Genomic DNA, 16,390 nt, shown 5'->3' with positions numbered 1-16,390 from the left:
ATCCGGCAGCGCGGGTCGGCAGCCCGGGGCGGCAACGACGGGCGTCAGCGCGGGTCGTGGTCCGGCGCCGGTGGCGGGACGGCGGTGCTCCCGGCGGGGCCGGCGGGCAGGCGGCGCAGCACCCGCCGTCGCTCGGCCACCGAGCCGGCCGCGCGGCGGGCGCGTGCGGGCTCCGCGGGCGGCTGCGGCGCCCGGTTCCAGCCGGTCGGGTCGAGCTCGGCGAGCATGCGGTCGACCGTCGTCACCAGGGCGGAGTTGAGCTCCCACAGACCCGAGCGGCTGCGCGGGTCGTTCAGGAGCAGGTCCTGCACCAGGGTCCGCCCGCTGCGCAGCGCCTCCAGCGCCGCGGCCAGCCGCTGCCGCTCCCACCCCGCACCGGCGCCCACCTCGCGCAGGAGCAGGCCCCCGAACTCGCGCACGGCGGTGGCCATGCGCGCCAGCAGACTGGCGGTGGTCCGCTGCACCTCGGCGGCGTAGCCCGGGTCGGCGGCCACCCCCGTCCGCCCCCGGGTGGCGTCGTCGACCGCGCGGAACAGCGTCCGCAGCGACACCGAGGTGTGCTCGAGGGCGTCCAGGCCCCGTCGCATCCCCGGGCCGATCCGCGGCGTCCGCAGCGCTCGCACGTTGAGCCGGCGGCTCTCCTCGGCGTGCGCCAGTGCCCGGTCCACCCGCGGTGCGTGCCGGTTCAGCCGCCGGGAGTCCTCCAGCCAGCGCGTCGACTGCTCGGCGGGAACCGGCCCCGCGGCCAGCGCGGCGGCGGCGTCGTCGAGGAGACCGGCGATCTCGCCGGCGAACCGGTGCACGGCCCGCCCGGCGTACCGGGTCTGCACGGCGGGCGGGACGACGACGTTGACCAGCATGCCGACCGCCGCGCCGATCAGCGTCTCCACGACCCGGTTGACCGCGACCGACTCCGCGCCGGCCGAGCCGACGGCGAGGACCAGCATCGCGCTGATCGGCACCTCCACCAGGTGCGGACCCAACCGGAGCAGCTGGCCGACGACGATGGACGTCGCGACGAGGACCGCCAGGCTCCACCAGGTCAGCCCCACCGTGGCGGCGACCAACACCGCGAGGGCCACGCCGGCCACGACGCTGGCCACCCGCTGCACCCCGTTGAGCAGGGTGCTGGTCAGGGTGGCCTGCACCACGAGCAGCGCGGTCAGCGCGGCGATGATCGGCGGCGGCTCGCGCAGGCCCACGAGCTCGGCGACGAGGAAGGCGGCCACGGTGGCGCCGGTCAGCCGGGCCGCGCGGGAGGCCGCGGGCCGGCTCTGCGCCCGGACGCGGAGCGCCAGCCCGGCCGCCGTGCGCCGGGCGCGCGTCCCGGTCACCGCGCGCCGGGCGCGCGTCCCGGTCCCCGTGCTGCGACCGGTCACCTCGTCATCCTCCATCCCCGGACCGGGCCGCAGGCCGTCGGGGTCGGCGCACCTGGGCGAGCGAGCCGGTCGTGGCGGGACCGGGAGGAGGGCACGAGCGCTGCGAGGCAGCGCCGGAGCCCGGACCTGCTGGGGGGTCCCGGTGCGGGGGTCGACCGTCCGGGCGGGCCAGGACACGCGGGCGGCCGGCACACCCCGGAGGGCGCGCCGGCCGTCCCGGTCTCCTCGCTGCCGCGCGGGAGCGGGCGGGGAGCGACTAGCGGAAGTTCCCCGCCGAGAACGCCTCCTCCAGTTCCTCCAGGGAGCGCTTGCCGGTCTCGGGGAGCATCTTGTTGAGGAAGACGATCGCGATCAGTCCGAGGACGACGAAGACCAGGAACGCGCCCTGGATCTGGATGGTGGCGACCATCACCGGGAAGGTGAACGCGATGATCGCGTTGGCCACCCAGAGGCACAGCACGCTCACGCCCATCCCGAAGCCGCGCATGTCCAGCGGGAACAGTTCGGACAGCACGACCCACACCGGGACGTTGAGGGCGAGCTGCATGGAGAAGACGAAGCTCACCATGAAGATGAGGATCACGACAGCCTGCGTGGTGCCCTCCGGCAGCAGGTACGAGGAGATGACGATGAGCGCGTGAAACGTCGTGGTGGCGATGAAGCCGCCGACGATCAGCGTGCGGCGCGGCACCCGGTCCATCAGGACGAACAGACAGATGGCCGAACCGACGACAGCGAGAACGCCGTTCGCGACGTTCGCGATCAGCGCCGCGTCCTGCGAGAAGCCGGCCGTGTTCAGCACCTGGGTCCCGTAGTACATGATCGAGTTGATGCCAGTGCACTGCTGGGCGACGGCGAGGCCGATGCCGATGGTCATGAGGCGGCGGACCCAAGGGATCCTGAGCTCCCGCCAACCCCCCGTGTTCGCCTGTTCCTCTTCTTCGGCCAGAACCTCGACCTCGGCCATCTCGGCGCGGGCACGCGGTTCGTCCCGGACCTGCATGAGGACGGCAAGCGCCTCGTCGTGCCGGTCCTTCGAGATGAGCCAACGCGGAGACTCCGGCATCCGCATCATCCCGACGAACAGGGCGACCGCGGGGACGGCGGCGACCGCGAGCATGTAGCGCCACACCCCGGCGTGCTCACCCCAGACGCTGCCGATGATGGCGTTGATGATGAACGCCAGCATCTGGCCGACGACGATCGCCAGTTCGTTGCGACCAGCGAGGCTGCCCCGGCGCTCGGTGGGAGCCAACTCGGCCAGGTACACCGGCACGGTGACCGACGCACCGCCGACCGCCAAGCCGAGGACCGCCCGCGCCGGCATCATCACCCCGAGGTTCGGCGCGAACACACAGCCCAGGGTCCCGACGAAGAACAGGACGGCCAGGATGGTCAGCGTCTTCTTCCGGCCGATGGTGTCGTTGATGCGGCCGCCGACGACCGCGCCGATCGCAGCGCCGACCAGCAAACTGGCGGTGACCAGACCCTCGGTCACCGGGGTCAGCCCCAGGTCCTCCTTCATCGGCTCCAGCGCGCCGTTGATGACGCCGGTGTCGTAACCGAAGAGCAGGCCCCCGAAGGTCGCGACGACCGCGATCAGGTCGAGCCGTCGCTGGTGCGGACCTGCCGTGAGGGGTGGCAGCGTCACGCCGCCGGGCTTGCGGGTGTCCATGGCCTTCTCTCTCGTCAACGTCGGGTACTTCGACGAACGCGCTTGCCCGGCGGGCGAATCCGCGGCGCCATCACCGCGGCGCCCGGTGCGGTTCCGTCGTCCATGGGGTCATGACGGGTCGCCGGCTCCGGGCTGCGGCGCCGGCATCTCGGACAGTTCGTGCACGTACGTCTCGAGGTCGCTCACGCGGAAGCGGGCCGCGCGTTCGACGTGCACCAGGGGGAGCCGACCGGCCGCCACGAGACGCTCGATGGTCCTGACCGAGACGCTGAGTCGCTGCGCGGCCTCCCCCTTGGTCACCAGCAGGCGATCCGCCACGTGCCGAGAGTGCGCGGCGTCACTGCCGTCGTCCACCGGTGTCGTCCTCGGGCGCGTGCTGACGCACCGCGCCAGGAAGCCCGCCAGCTCCTCGACCTCGGCGGGCACGGCGACACCCGTCTGACGCAGGTCGCGGACGTGGCGGGACAGCGCGACCGCCAGGTGCCTGACCAGCTCAGGAGAGCGAGTGCCCACGTCCCCGGGAGCCACGGGATCGGCCGGCAGCTGGCAGCGGCCGTGAGTTCCGTACTCCGTCATGGCCCCCTCCGGGCGGCGTCGGCCGGCCTCGTGGCCGCCGGCCCCTCGCAGGACCCCGTCCCCCCTCGCCGGAGAAGGACCCTCCTGCCCCCCACCATGCGGAGAAGGACCCCGTCCTCCCCGCCCCTCGCAGGCTCGGGGCGGGACCCGGGACGGGGCCGGGGGCCCTGCAGGAGGGCCGGTGGCGAGCCGCTGGGGCGGGGCCACCTGGGACGGGGTCCTTCCTCAGGCGTTCTGCGGGAAGCCGAGGTTGAGGCCGCCGTGGCTGGGGTCGAGCCAGCGGCTGGTGACCACCTTGCCCCGGGTGAAGAAGTGCACGCCCTCGGCGCCGTGGGCGTGGGTGTCGCCGAAGAGGCTGTTCTTCCACCCGCCGAAGGAGTAGTAGGCCATCGGCACCGGGATCGGCACGTTGATGCCGATCATCCCGACCTCCACCTCGTGCTGGAACCGGCGGGCGGCGCCGCCGTCGTTGGTGAAGATCGCGGTGCCGTTGCCGTACTCGTTGCAGTTGATCAGCTCGACGGCGTGCTCGTAGCTGTCCACCCGCAGCACCGACAGCACCGGGCCGAAGATCTCGTCGGTGTAGACGCTCATGTCCGGCTCGACGTGGTCGACCAGCGTCGGGCCGAGCCAGAAGCCGTCCGCACCGCCGTCGGGCTGCACCCGGCGGCCGTCGACGACGAGCTTGGCGCCCTCCTTCTCGCCGGCCTCGACGTAGGAGGCGACGCGGTCGCGGTGCCGCTTGCTGATCAGCGGCCCCATGTCGCAGCCCTTGCGGCCGTCCCCGGTGCGCAGGGTGGCGGTGCGCTGGGCGATGCGCGCGACCAGGTCGTCGCCGACCCCGCCGACGGCGAGCACCGCGCTGATCGCCATGCAGCGCTCACCGGCCGAGCCGAACCCGGAGTTCACCGCGGCGTCGGCGGCCAGGTCCAGGTCGGCGTCGGGCAGGACGACCATGTGGTTCTTCGCGCCGCCGAGGGCCTGCACCCGCTTGCCGGTCCGCGTGCCGGTCTCGTACACGTAGCGGGCGATCGCGGTGGACCCGACGAAGGACACCGCCTTGATGTCGGGGTGCTCGAGCAGCCGGTCGACGGCGACCTTGTCGCCCTGGACGACGTTGAACACGCCGTCGGGCAGCCCGGCCTCCTTCCACAGCTCGGCCATCCACAGCGCTGCCGACGGGTCCTGCTCGCTGGGCTTGAGGACGACGGTGTTGCCCGTGGCGATCGCGATGGGGAAGAACCACATCGGCACCATCGCCGGGAAGTTGAACGGGCTGATGATGGCCACCGGGCCGAGCGGCTGGCGGATCGAGTGCACGTCGACGTTGGTGGAGGCGTTCTCGGTGAACCCGCCGCGCATCAGCGACGGGATGCCGCAGGCGTACTCCACGACCTCCTGGCCGCGGGAGACCTCACCGAGGGCGTCGTCGAGGACCTTGCCGTGCTCGGCGGTGATGATCGCGGCCAGCTCGGGCTTGCGGGCGTTGAGCAGCTCGCGGAAGCGGAAGAGCACCGCGGTCCGCCTGGTGAGCGACATGTCCCGCCAGGCGGGGAAGGCGGCGGTGGCGGCGGCGACCGCCGCGTCGACCTCCTCGGGAGAAGCCAGCGCGACCTCGCCGATGACCTCGCCGGTCGCCGAGTCGGTCACGTCGCCGGTGCGGCCGCTGGCACCCTCGCGCCGGGCGCCGTCGATCCAGTGCGGGATGTGGGCAGGCATGGGTGTCCTCCTCAGGTGAGGGTCGTGTCGGGGAAGTGCTTGGCGACCAGCTCGCGGATGGCCGCGAGCATGCGGGTGCCCGACTCGCGGGCCTGGTCGTCCCAGCCGAAGACGCAGGTGGTCAGGACGCCGTCGAAGCCGATCCCCGCCAGCGCGGCGAAGGCCTCGTCGAAGTCGACGTCCCCGCGGCCGATCTCCATGTGCTGGTGGACGCGGGTGGTGTTGCCCGGCGGGTTGGTGATGTAGCGCAGCCCGTCGGAGGCCCGGTGGTCCATCGAGTCGGCGACGTGCACGTGGGTGAGCAGGTCGCCGGCGTGCGCGATGATCCCCGGGGCGTCGTCGCCCTGGTGGAACGTGTGCGGCAGGCAGTACAGGAAGCTCACGTTCGGCGAGTCGATGCCGCGCACCATGTCGACCGCCGGGGAGCCGAGCTCGATGAAGTCGTCCGGGTGCGGCTCGAGGGCGAGCTTGACGCCCTCCCGCTCGAAGACCGGCAGCAGCTCCTCCATCGACCGCCAGAACATCGCCTCGGCCAGCTCCGGGGCCTCGGGGCGGCCGTTGAACTCCGAGTTCATCGTGTCCACGCCCAGCTCGGCGGTGATCTCGATGGCCCGCTTCCAGTAGCGGACGGCGGCCTCCCGCTCCGCCTCACCGGGGCCCGACCAGCGCATCACCGGCAGCACCGAGGTGACGCCGACGCCGGCGTCGGCCAGCTTCCCGCGGAACGCCCGCACGGTGGCCAGGTCGACCCGCGGGTGCTTGAAGAACGGGACGAAGTCCTCGCGCGGGGAGAGCTCGATCCACTCGTAGCCCATCCCGGCGACCACGTCGGGCAGCTCCAGCAGGGACGTGGTGCGCAGCATCTGCGGGTCGAGGGCGATCCTCACCGTGCCTCCATCCGGACCTCCGTGCGCTGCCCGGAGCGCAGCGCCTCCACACCGGCCGCGCAGACGGCCTGGGCGGCGTAGCCGTCCCACGCGCCCGGGCCGTCGACGGTGCCGCGGCGGGCGGCGTCGACCCACCGCTGCAGCTCGATGTCGTAGGCCCGGCCGAAGCGCTGGCGGAAGTCCGGCGCGATGCCCGTCGACCGGGTCGCCCCCGACGAGCCGCCGGCGGTGCGGACCAGGCCGGCGTCCAGGCCGATCATCGCGCTGCCGTCCTCGCCGACCACCTCGGTGCGCACCTCGTAGCCCACGCCGGTGCCGACGAAGCACTCGACGTCGACCACGCGGCCGCTCGTGGTCTCGAGCAGCACCAGCAGCGGGTCGGACCGCCCGGCCGCCGCGTGCCGGCTGGCCCGGGGCCGCAGCACGGTCACCGCAGCGATCTCCTCGTCGAGCAGGAACCGGGTGACGTCGACCTCGTGCACGACCGAGTCGCTGATCATCATCTCGGTGGTGAAGTGCGGGTGGACGCCGGCGTTGCGGTGCGCGCAGTGCACGACCAGCGGCTCGCCGATCCCCCCGGAGGCGATCAGCGCCTTGAGCTCGGCGTACTCGGGGTCGAAGCGCCGCATGAAGCCGACCTGCACGAGCCGGCGTCCGGTGCGGGCGGCGTGCTCCTCCTCGGCCCGCACGAGCCGCAGCGAGCTGTCCGCGTCCATGGTCAGCGGCTTCTCGCAGAGCACCGGCTTGCCCTGCTCGATGCAGGCGAGCACCTGCTGCTCGTGGAACTGCCCGGGCGTGGCGACGACGACGGCGTCGACCTCGTCGTCGGCGATCGCGGCCAGCGGGTCGGCGACCACCCGGCAGCCGGGCACCTCGGCGGCCACGGACGCGGCCTTGTCCTCGAACGCGTCGCTGACCGCGACGACCCGGGCGCCGGACGTGCGGCTGTACAGCCGGGCCACGTGGTCGGCGCCCATGAGCCCCACGCCCAGCACGGCGACGCGCAGCTCGGCGGCGGGTACCTCGGCCATCGCCGGGAGGACCCCGGCCTGTGTCTCGGTGGTGGTCACGCGCGGCCCTCCTCGGCGGTCGGGGTCCTCGGGATGCCGACCTGCAGCGACGGGAAGCCACAGGAGCCGATGTAGCGGTGGGTGCGCCGGGCGATGGGGAGGGGCACGTCGGGCGGGCACGGGTACAGGTCGTGCTCGACGATGGCGAAGACGTCCAGCCCGTGCTCCTCGATCGCCTCGAACAGCGGCGGGTAGGCCGGGACGCCGTTCGGCGGCTCGGTCATCGCGCCCATCCGCACCGCCTCGGGCCAGACGATGTCCTCCTCCAGGACGCGGTCGATGACGGCCGGGTCGACCTGCTTGAGGTGCAGGTAGCCGATCCGCTCCGGGTAGCGGTTGATCAGCTCGAGGTTGTCCCCGCGGTAGTAGCTGACGTGCCCGGTGTCCAGGCACAGCGGCACGTACTGCGGGTCGGTGTCGGCGAGGAACCGCTCGATGTCGCGCTGCCAGCCCACGTGCGTCTCGGCGTGCGGGTGGAAGGCGATGGACAGCCCGTACTCCTCCTGCACCGCCTTCCCGAGCCGGGTCACGCCGGTGGTCTTGGCCTGCCACTGCTCGGGGGTCAGGTCGCGGGACTCGACGTCGGCCCCGGTCTTCTGGTCGCGGAAGGTGTCGGGGATGACGACGACGTGGGTGCCGCCCATGGCCTGGGTCAGCGCGGCGACGTCCTTGACCTGGCTCCACACGGCGTCCCAGGAGTCGGGTCGGTGGAGGTGCTCGAAGACGGTGCCGGCCGACACCTGCAGACCGCGGGCGGTGAGCTCGTCGGACAGCCGGGAAGGGTCGGTGGGCAGGTAGCCGTAGGGGCCGAGTTCGATCCACTCGTAGCCGCAGGCGCTGACCTCGTCGAGGAAGCGCTGCCAGGGCACCTGTGCCGGGTCGTCGGGGAACCAGACGCCCCACGAGTCGGGTGCCGACCCGACCCGGATCCGGCTGCGGCTCGGGGTGTGGCCGGTCTCCTGCTGCGGTGTAGGCGCCACCTGGCTGTCCGCGCTCATGCATTCCTCCTCTGGGACGGTGGGTCAGGGCTGGGACGGGTTCAGGAAGGGACGCTGGACGGCCTTCCAGCGGTCGTAGACGGCGCGGGCCTCCTGCGTGCTCTCCAGCGTGGAGACCTCGCCGACCGGCACGTCCCACCACGACTCGCTCGACGGCGCGTCGACGAGCGGGTCGGTCTCGACGTGCACCACCGTCGTCCGGTCGCCGGCCTTGGCCTTGCGCAGGGCGGCCTCGAAGCTGGGCCCGTCCTGGGCGACGAGGACGTCGACGCCGAGGCTGGCCGCGTTGGCGGCCAGGTCGACCGGGAGCACGTCGCCCTCGAGCCGGCCGTTGGCCGCGCGGTACCGGTAGCGGGTGCCGAAGCGCTGCGAGCCGAGCATCTCGGACAGCGCGCCGATGGAGGCGAACCCGTGGTTCTGCACCAGGACGACGACGATCTTGACGCCCTCCTGGACGGCGGTGACCAGCTCGGTCGGCATCATCAGGTACGAGCCGTCGCCGATCATGACGAAGACGTCGCGGTCGGGGGCGGCCATCCGGATGCCGATGCCGCCGGGGATCTCGTAGCCCATGCACGAGTAGCCGTACTCGACGTGGTAGCCCTTGGGGTCGCGGACCCGCCACATCTTGTGCAGGTCGCCGGGCATCGACCCGGCGGCGCAGACCACCACGTCGCGGGGCGCGGAGACGGCGTTGACGATGCCGATGACCTCGTTCTGGGTGAGCCCGCCTTCGCCGGCGCTGGGCACCTCGGGGTGGTAGGCGGCCTCGACGGTGGCCTCCCAGGCGTCTCTCAGCTCGGCGGTGCGCTGCCGGTGGGCGTCGTCGACCGACCAGCCGGCGAGCGCGTCGGTCAGCGCGGTCAGCGTCTCGCGGGCGTCGGCCTGCACCATGACGCCGGCGTGCTTGACCGCGTCCATCGCGGCGACGTTGACGTTGACGAACCGCACGTCCGGGTCGTTGAACGCGGTGCGCGAGGCGGTGGTGAAGTCCTGGTAGCGGGTGCCGATGCCGATGACCACGTCGGCCTGGCGGGCCAGCGCGTTGGCCGCCGTCGTCCCGGTCGAGCCGATGGCGCCCACCGACTGCGGGTGGTCGTAGGCCAGGGCCCCCTTGCCGGCCTGGGTCTGCCCGACCGGGATGCCGGTGGCCGAGACGAAGGCGTCCAGCGCCTCGGTGGCGTGCGAGTAGATCACCCCGCCGCCGGCGACGACCAGCGGCCGGCGGGCGGAGCGGATGACCTCGACCGCGCGGGCCAGCGCGGCGGGCTCGGGCACGGGGCGGGCCACGTGCCAGGTGCGCTCGGCGAACAGCTCGACCGGCCAGTCGAACGCCTCGGCCTGCACGTCCTGCGGCAGGCAGACGGTGACCGCGCCGGTCTCGGCCGGGTCGGTGAGCACCCGCATCGCCGAGAGCAGCGCGCCGGGCAGCTCCTCGGGCCGGTGCACCCGGTCGAAGTAGCGCGACACCGGGCGGAAGGCGTCGTTGACGCTGACGTCGCCGGAGTCGGGGCGCTCCAGCTCCTGCAGCAGCGCCCCGGCGCTGCGCGTGGCGAAGGTGTCGGCGGGCAGCAGCAGGACCGGCAGCCGGTTGACCGTGGCCAGCGCGGCGCCCGTGACCATGTTGGTCGAGCCCGGCCCGATGCTGGTGGACACCGCCCAGGTCTGCAGCCGGTCCTTGGTCCGCGCGTAGGCGACCGCGGTGTGCACCATGGCCTGCTCGTTGCGGCCCAGCACGTACGGGAGCGCGCCGGGGTCTTCCAGCTCGGCCTGCAGCAGCGCCTGGCCCAGGCCGGCGACGTTGCCGTGGCCGAAGATGCCCAGGCAGCCGGCGAACAGCCGCTGCCGCTGTCCGTCGCGCTCGGTGTACTGCGCGGCGAGGAAGCGGACGACGGCCTGGGAGACAGTCAGCCGCACGGTCTCAGGAGCTGCCGGCGGCGGGTACTCGCTCACGGTCGGGGCCCTCCGTTCGGGTTGACAGGGGCGTGCAGGGGCAGGCGCGGGTCGACGTCCTCGGCCGCCCAGGTGCCGCGGATCCACGCGTGCTCGGGGTCGTCGACGATCCGCCAGGCGCGCTCGGGCCCGGGGCCGGCCATGACGTTGAGGTAGTAGAGGTCGTGGCCGGGGGCGGCGATCGACGGGCCGTGCCACCCGTGGGGGATGAGGACGACGTCGCGGTCGCGCACCTCGGCCAGCACGTCGATCGGCCGCTCGGGAGTCCCGTAGACCCGCTGGTAGGCCATACCGGGCTGGCCCTGCGGCCCGGGCGCGACCTCGAAGTAGTAGATCTCCTCGAGCTCGGTCTCGGTCTCGGAGGTCTCGTCGTGCTTGTGCGGCGGGTAGGACGACCAGTTGCCGCCGGGGGTGATGACCTCGCAGGCGATGAGCGCGTCGGCCGCGAAGACGTCGGCGGTGGCGAAGTTGTTCACCTGGCGGCTGCACCGGCCGGCGCCGCGCAGCTCGACCGGGACGTCCGCGGCGGGACCGTAGCGCACCGGCAGCCGCCGGCGGGCGCGGGCGCCGCAGAGCGCGAAGCGCCCGCCGTCCCGGCTGGACAGCGTCGCCGTGGCCCCGAGGGGCAGGTAGGCGAAGTCGGTGGGGCCGGCGAAGACGCCGCTGCGCCCGGCGAGGGTCAACACCTCCCCGTCGCACTCGACGGTCAGGCCGCCCTCCAGCGGGACGACGACGACCTCGTCGGGGCCGGTGTCCAGGGTGTGCTCCCCGCCGGCGGGCAGGTCGAGCACGCGCAGGCTCGAGTGCCCCCAGCCGGCGGACTCCGGTGTCACCTCGAGGGCGTACGGGCCGGCGGCGGCGGTGCCGGCGGGCAGGTGCAGCGTTGAAGGACCCCCTTGCCCCCCCAGAAGGACCCCGTCCTCCTCATCCCTCGCAAGCTCGCGGCGGGCCCCTGCAAGGGGGCCGTCGGCCCGTGCCTTCATCGACGGCTCCTCAATGCACGAGGGCGACGGCGGTGTCCACGGCGCCCGCGACGTCGCCGTCCGGCGGGTAGAGGAGCGTGCGGCCGACGACGAGGCCGCGCACGGCCGGCAGGGCGAGGGCCTCGCGCCAGCTGGCGTAGGTCTCCTCGGGCCGGCGGGAGGGGTCTCCACCCAGCAGCAGCGTGGGCAGGGTGGTGGCGTCCATGACCCGCTCCATCTCGGCGACCACCGGCAGCTTCAGCCAGGTGTAGGCCGAGGTGGCCCCGAGCCCCTGCGCGATGTGCACGGACTTGATGACCGCGTCGGGGGACAGGTCGTTGGTGACCCGGCCGTCGACCCGCCGGGACAGGAACGGCTCGAGCATCGCCACGACCCCGGCGCGGGCCAGGTCGGTGACCGCCCGGCCGGAGCGCTCCAGCATCCCGACCGTGCCCGGGTCGTCGAGGTCGATCCGGTTGAGCATCTTGGCCGCGTCGAAGCGGGCCTCCACCACGCCGGCGACGTCGTAGCCGGTCATGCGGTCGTCCAGCTCGAAGCTGGCACCGGCCAGCCCGCCGCGGTTCATCGAGGCGACCACGACCTTGTCCTCGAGCGCGCCCAGGAGCAGCAGGTCCTCGGCGATGTCGGCGGTGGCCAGCAGGCCGTCGACGCCGGGGCGGGCCAGGGCGGTCTGCAGCCGGTCGAGCATGTCGGTGCGGCTGTTCATCGCGGTCGGCCGTCCCTGGGCCGACAGCGCCCCGCGGGCGGGGTGGTCGGCGGCGACGAGCATCAGCCGTCCGTCCTCGGGGAGGAAGGCCGGCCGGCGTCGGCGGGCGGCCAGTGCACGACCGATGGCCTCCGGGTGCCGGCTGCGCAGCTCGGTGACCTCGGCACAGGTCGTGCACAGCGGGCGGACCGGGGCGGGGGACAGGACGGTGTCAGACACGGGTGCTCTCCAGGGAGGCGGCGACGGAGGCCTTGACATGGGCGTCGATCTCGGCCGTGGTCGGCATGGCGGTGGAGCACTCCAGCCGGGAGGCGACGATGGCGCCGGCGGCGTTGGCGTTGCGCAGGAGGTGCTCCAGCGGGAGGCCGGCGAGCAGCCCGTGGCACAGCGACCCGCCGAAGGCGTCGCCGGCGCCGAGGCCGTTGACCACCTCGACCGGCGTGGGCGGGACGACGACCCGCTCGGTGCGGGTCCGGCCGAGGACGCCCCGGGGCCCCTGCTTGACGACGGCCAGCTCCACCCCGGCATCGAGCAGCGCGTCGGCGGCCCGGTCGGGGTCGGTCTCGCCGACGGCGACCTCGCACTCCTCGCGGTTGCCGACGGCGACGGTCACGTACGGGAGGGCCGCGCGGACCTGGGCGGTCGCCTCCTCGCGCGAGACCCAGAACATCGGCCGGTAGTCCAGGTCGAGCACGGTGTGCCGGCGTCGACCCCGGGCCTCCCACGCGGCGTGGTGCGCCGAGCGGCTCGGCTCCTCGGACAGGCCGGTCACCGTCGCCCAGAACAGGCCGGCGTCCCGGGCCGCGTCCAGGTCGAGGTCCTCCGGGTGCAGCTGCAGGTCCGGCGCGGTGGGCCGGCGGTAGAAGTACAGCGGGAAGTCGTCGGGCGGGAAGACCTCGCAGAAGGTGACCGGCGTCGGGTGGGCGGGGTCGACCACGACGTGGCGGTCGTCGACGCCGAGGTCGCGCAGCGCCCGGCGCACGAACCGGCCGAAGGGGTCGTCGCCGACCCCGGTGACCAGGGCGGTGCGACGCCCGAGGCGCGCGGCCGCGACCGCCACGTTGGCGGCGCTGCCGCCGAGGAACTTGCCGAACGTCTCGACGTCCTCGAGCCCGACGCCGATCTGCAGGGGGTAGACGTCCACCCCGCTGCGCCCCATCACCAGCACGTCGACGGCGTGTGCCACGGCGCTCCCGTCCTCCCGCTCGTCGTGCACGTCCGAGAGAACTGTGCTCCCCGACACAGGAGAGTGTCAATACTTTGTCAGGACATAAAGGCATACGGACGTACTCATGTCGGCTTACCCCGATGAGGTGAGGACAAGAGGGGCGCAAGAGGTGCGATCATGACGCCGCGGGCGACGAGTCGGGCCGAGCCCGCGCGGCGCCGGCAGCCGAGGAGGGATCCGTGACACCCGTGCTCACCTTCGACATCGACCGCTCCAGCCCGACGCCGCTGTACTTCCAGCTCGCCCAGGCCATCGAAGGAGCCATCGCCGGCGGCGCACTGCCCGCGGGCTCCCGGCTGGAGAACGAGATCCTGCTCGCCCAGCGCTACGGGTTGTCCCGGCCGACGGTGCGGCGGGCGGTCCAGGAGCTGGTCGACAAGGGGCTGCTGGTCCGCAAGCGCGGGGTCGGCACCCAGGTGATCCAGCCCCACGTGCGGCGCTCGGTCGAGCTGACCAGCCTCTACGACGACCTGTCCCGTGCCGGGGAGGCGCCGACGACCGAGGTGCTGTCGCTGGAGCGGGTGCCCGCCCCCGCCGACGTCGCCGCGGAGCTCGACCTGACCGAGGGCGACGAGATCGTGGTGGTGCGCCGGCTGCGGCGCTCACGCGGCGAGCCGCTGGCGCTGCTGACCAACCACCTGCCCGGCCGCTTCGACCCGACCGTCGAGGAGCTGACCGAGCGGGGGCTCTACCAGCACCTGCGAGCCCAGGGGGTGCACCTGCGGGTCGCCCACCAACGCATCGGCGCACGACTGGCGCGGGCGGAGGAGGCGCGGCTGCTCGACGAGCCGCCGCGCGCGGCCCTGCTCACCATGCAGCGGACCGCCTTCGACGACCAGGGCGTCGCCGTCGAATACGGCCGGCACGTCTACCGCGCCTCCCGCTACGACTTCGAGACGACGCTCGTCGGGCGCTGAGGAGCCGGAGCCCGTCGCCGCGGACGCGGGCTCGGCACGATCCAGCCATGCAGGGCACCGGGTTCGCCATCGCCGCCACCACCCCCGACCTGGGCCTCCCGGCTGCGCTGCGCCGTCGCCTCGTGCAGCGGCGCGCCCGCCGCGTCCTCGAGCGCGAACTCGCCGACTACGCGACCGCCGCCGACCGTGACGACCTCGTCGCCCTGATCACCGACCGCGCCCCGACCGGGAGCGACGCGGCCGCCATCCTCGACCGGCAGACCCGCCGAGAGCTCTTCCGCCTCGGTTGAGGGAGGACCCCTCTGCCCCCCACTGCTCGCAGGCTCGCAGCGGGACCCTGCAGAGGGGCCGGCGGAAGCCGGGAGGGGGCCTCGGGACGGGGCGACCCTGCAGGAGACCTGGGGTCCGCACCGGCGAGCCGTCCTCGCTCACGCGAAGGGGTTCTCCCCGGCCTCGATCTGCTCGGCGAACTCCTGCAGCGCCGCCCGGTCCGGCGTCCCCCCGGCGGCGCGAACCGTGGCGTCCAGCGCCGCCAGCACCTCCTGCGCGGGGCGGCCGGCCAGGTCCCGGCCCACCTCGGCCAGTGCCGGGGCGATCCGCTCACTGAGCAACCGGGCCCGCCGGGGCGCGGGCGGCTGCAGGAACCGCAGCAGCTCCTCCTGCAGGCCGGAGCGCGCTCGCCGCGCCATCCCGCACCTCCTCGTCCCGAGACCGCCGCCCTGGTGTGCCCATCCCGCAGCGGCCAGCACGCCGCTCGGGGCCGCGGGTCATCCTGCACCCGCCGGCTCTCCAGCGGAGGCCCGCACGGACCCCGCTCACGTGCTCGCCGGCGCGGTGGCGATCGAGCTGGCTCTACTGACCGAGGACGTCGATGGAGAGCCGCGTCCCCGCGTTCCCCTTCGTCGACGCCTCCAACGCACCTGCGGGTTCGAGACTCACGAGGCCAACCGTGCACGTGCGTTGCGACCAGAGCCGGTCGGTTCAGCACCACGTTCGGGTTGGTTGATCTCGGCCCACACTGCATCGAGGGAGAGGCCGAGGACATCGGCGATTGCCGCGATGGTCGGGAAGGCAGGGGTGGCTACGCGACCAGACTCGATCTTCCGAAGGGTCTCCGGCGAGACACCTGCATCGAGCGCGGTGTCGAGCATCGAGCGTTCCCCCCTGGCGCGACGCAGCAGGGCACCGAGGCGCTGCCCGCGCTCGACCTCTGCGGGAGTGAGCGGCAACCTGACCATGGCTCCGATTCTAGTACCGGGATACCATTACCGGGATAGTTGTTTGTTGTGCGAGGAGGGCGCCAGATGATCGAGATCCTGAACCCCGCCGACCTGCCACGGGCGAAGGACGCAGGCGCCCTGGTCGCCGACATCTTGCAGACCCTGAAGAGCCGCAGCGCGGTTGGCACGAACCTCCAAGACATCGACCGGTGGGCCGAGGCCATGATCGCCGAGGCCGGAGCGCTGTCCTGCTACGTCGACTACGAGCCATCCTTCGGACGCGGGCCATTCGGTCACTACATCTGCACGTCCGTCAACGACGCCGTGCTCCACGGGCTGCCACACGACTACACGCTTGCCGACGGCGACCTGCTGTCACTCGACCTCGCCGTCTCCACAGGCGGAGTCGTCGCGGACTCTGCCATCAGCTTCATCGTGGGCGACTCGAAGCCCTCGGAGAGCGTTGCGATGATCAGCGCGACCGAACGCGCATTGCACGCGGGGATCGCTGCTGCCGGGCCTGGAGCTCGCATCGGTGACATCTCCCATGCCATCGGCTCGGTCCTGAGCGAAGCGGGGTACCCGATCAACACCGAGTTCGGCGGTCATGGCGTCGGATCGACGATGCACCAGGACCCGCACGTCCCAAATGCTGGGAGGCCCGGTCGTGGATACAAACTGCGCCCTGGGCTGCTGCTGGCACTGGAGCCGTGGGTCATGGCGGACACCGCCGAACTCGTCACCGATGCCGATGGCTGGACGCTCCGAAGCGCGACCGGCTGCCGGACAGCCCACAGTGAACACACGATCGCCATCACCTGCGACGGAGCCGAGATCCTCACCTTGCCGAAGCAGGCGCACCCGTGAGGCCGGAGCCACGTGCGCCCTTCTCTTCCGGCGCTTCACCGCAACTCGCCGGTGGAGAGGGAGGTTGCCGATGTCCCACGTCAACGCTGCTCTGACTCCTCGACACCGTCTCGCCGCCGCTCGTCCCGTCGTCGACGACGGGTGGCCGATCAATGAGGTCGCGGCTCGCTTCGGGCGCCGCCGGCCGCACAGGGAACTCCCAGGTGGCGCTC

At 73.1% G+C, this 16,390-nt stretch carries 16 protein-coding genes and 1 pseudogene; 4 read left to right on the top strand and 13 right to left on the bottom strand.

The window, feature by feature from the left end:
* Positions 1-44: 44 nt before the first annotated feature.
* The 11 genes from DQ238_RS00505 to iolC all read right to left on the bottom strand — a co-directional run bounded on the left by DQ238_RS00505 (position 45) and on the right by iolC (position 13,132).
* The gene (locus tag DQ238_RS00505; RefSeq protein ID WP_158550665.1) at positions 45-1,379 is read right to left on the bottom strand and encodes an aromatic acid exporter family protein; all 1,335 of its coding nucleotides are present in this window, start codon (positions 1,377-1,379) and stop codon (positions 45-47) included.
* A gap of 256 nt (positions 1,380-1,635) precedes the next feature.
* Positions 1,636-3,054: a sugar porter family MFS transporter gene (locus tag DQ238_RS00500; RefSeq protein WP_113779351.1), complete on the bottom strand. Its 1,419-nt coding sequence runs from the start codon at positions 3,052-3,054 to the stop codon at positions 1,636-1,638.
* 108 nt (positions 3,055-3,162) lie between these two features.
* Positions 3,163-3,372: a helix-turn-helix domain-containing protein gene (locus DQ238_RS22615; RefSeq protein ID WP_158550664.1), complete on the bottom strand. Its 210-nt coding sequence runs from the start codon at positions 3,370-3,372 to the stop codon at positions 3,163-3,165.
* Between the two features lie 483 nt (positions 3,373-3,855).
* Positions 3,856-5,349 carry a CoA-acylating methylmalonate-semialdehyde dehydrogenase gene (locus DQ238_RS00490; RefSeq protein WP_113779349.1) on the bottom strand — a complete coding sequence of 498 codons (1,494 nt, stop codon included), beginning with the start codon at positions 5,347-5,349 and terminating at the stop codon, positions 3,856-3,858.
* A gap of 11 nt (positions 5,350-5,360) precedes the next feature.
* Positions 5,361-6,236 (bottom strand): sugar phosphate isomerase/epimerase, encoded by an 876-nt coding sequence (locus DQ238_RS00485; RefSeq protein WP_113779348.1) that lies wholly within the window; start codon positions 6,234-6,236, stop codon positions 5,361-5,363.
* Positions 6,233-7,306: a Gfo/Idh/MocA family protein gene (locus tag DQ238_RS00480; protein ID WP_199506040.1), complete on the bottom strand. Its 1,074-nt coding sequence runs from the start codon at positions 7,304-7,306 to the stop codon at positions 6,233-6,235. Before DQ238_RS00480 ends, DQ238_RS00485 begins: the two co-directional genes overlap by 4 nt.
* Positions 7,303-8,304 (bottom strand): sugar phosphate isomerase/epimerase, encoded by a 1,002-nt coding sequence (locus DQ238_RS00475; protein ID WP_113779347.1) that lies wholly within the window; start codon positions 8,302-8,304, stop codon positions 7,303-7,305. Before DQ238_RS00475 ends, DQ238_RS00480 begins: the two co-directional genes overlap by 4 nt.
* 24 nt (positions 8,305-8,328) lie before the next feature.
* Positions 8,329-10,257 carry a 3D-(3,5/4)-trihydroxycyclohexane-1,2-dione acylhydrolase (decyclizing) gene (iolD, locus tag DQ238_RS00470; RefSeq protein ID WP_113779346.1) on the bottom strand — a complete coding sequence of 643 codons (1,929 nt, stop codon included), beginning with the start codon at positions 10,255-10,257 and terminating at the stop codon, positions 8,329-8,331.
* Positions 10,254-11,132: a 5-deoxy-glucuronate isomerase gene (gene iolB / locus DQ238_RS00465; RefSeq protein ID WP_255417998.1), complete on the bottom strand. Its 879-nt coding sequence runs from the start codon at positions 11,130-11,132 to the stop codon at positions 10,254-10,256. Before iolB ends, iolD begins: the two co-directional genes overlap by 4 nt.
* A 118-nt stretch (positions 11,133-11,250) precedes the next feature.
* A complete protein-coding gene (locus DQ238_RS00460) occupies positions 11,251-12,165 on the bottom strand; it encodes a class I fructose-bisphosphate aldolase (protein WP_113779344.1) in 915 nt (304 codons plus the stop codon).
* Positions 12,158-13,132 carry a 5-dehydro-2-deoxygluconokinase gene (gene iolC / locus DQ238_RS00455; protein WP_199506039.1) on the bottom strand — a complete coding sequence of 325 codons (975 nt, stop codon included), beginning with the start codon at positions 13,130-13,132 and terminating at the stop codon, positions 12,158-12,160. Before iolC ends, DQ238_RS00460 begins: the two co-directional genes overlap by 8 nt.
* A 221-nt stretch (positions 13,133-13,353) precedes the next feature.
* Between iolC and DQ238_RS00450 the strand changes: the two genes are divergently transcribed.
* Both DQ238_RS00450 and DQ238_RS00445 read left to right on the top strand, forming a co-directional pair.
* Complete coding sequence (locus tag DQ238_RS00450) at positions 13,354-14,091, top strand: GntR family transcriptional regulator (RefSeq protein WP_305037547.1); 738 nt, start codon at positions 13,354-13,356, stop codon at positions 14,089-14,091.
* A 47-nt stretch (positions 14,092-14,138) separates the two neighbouring features.
* Complete coding sequence (locus DQ238_RS00445; RefSeq protein WP_113779343.1) at positions 14,139-14,381, top strand: hypothetical protein; 243 nt, start codon at positions 14,139-14,141, stop codon at positions 14,379-14,381.
* Positions 14,382-14,519: 138 nt separating this feature from the next.
* Here DQ238_RS00445 and DQ238_RS00440 read toward each other — a convergent pair whose 3' ends face one another.
* Together DQ238_RS00440 and DQ238_RS00435 are read right to left on the bottom strand one after the other, a co-directional pair.
* Entirely contained in the window at positions 14,520-14,780 is a 261-nt protein-coding gene (locus DQ238_RS00440) for a hypothetical protein (RefSeq protein WP_113779342.1), read from the bottom strand.
* Between the two features lie 246 nt (positions 14,781-15,026).
* Complete coding sequence (locus DQ238_RS00435) at positions 15,027-15,329, bottom strand: helix-turn-helix domain-containing protein (RefSeq protein ID WP_113779341.1); 303 nt, start codon at positions 15,327-15,329, stop codon at positions 15,027-15,029.
* Positions 15,330-15,395: 66 nt separating this feature from the next.
* Between DQ238_RS00435 and map the strand changes: the two genes are divergently transcribed.
* A complete protein-coding gene (map, locus tag DQ238_RS00430) occupies positions 15,396-16,178 on the top strand; it encodes a type I methionyl aminopeptidase (protein ID WP_113779340.1) in 783 nt (260 codons plus the stop codon).
* Positions 16,179-16,248: 70 nt separating this feature from the next.
* A pseudogene (locus DQ238_RS00425) lies at positions 16,249-16,350 on the top strand (IS481 family transposase); the annotation flags it as partial.
* Positions 16,351-16,390: the final 40 nt, after the last annotated feature.

Source organism: Geodermatophilus sp. TF02-6, from assembly GCF_003319115.1.
Lineage (GTDB): Bacteria > Actinomycetota > Actinomycetes > Mycobacteriales > Geodermatophilaceae > Geodermatophilus.
Note: the sequence above shows the minus strand (reverse complement) of the source record. Positions and strands in the feature narration are given on the sequence as shown.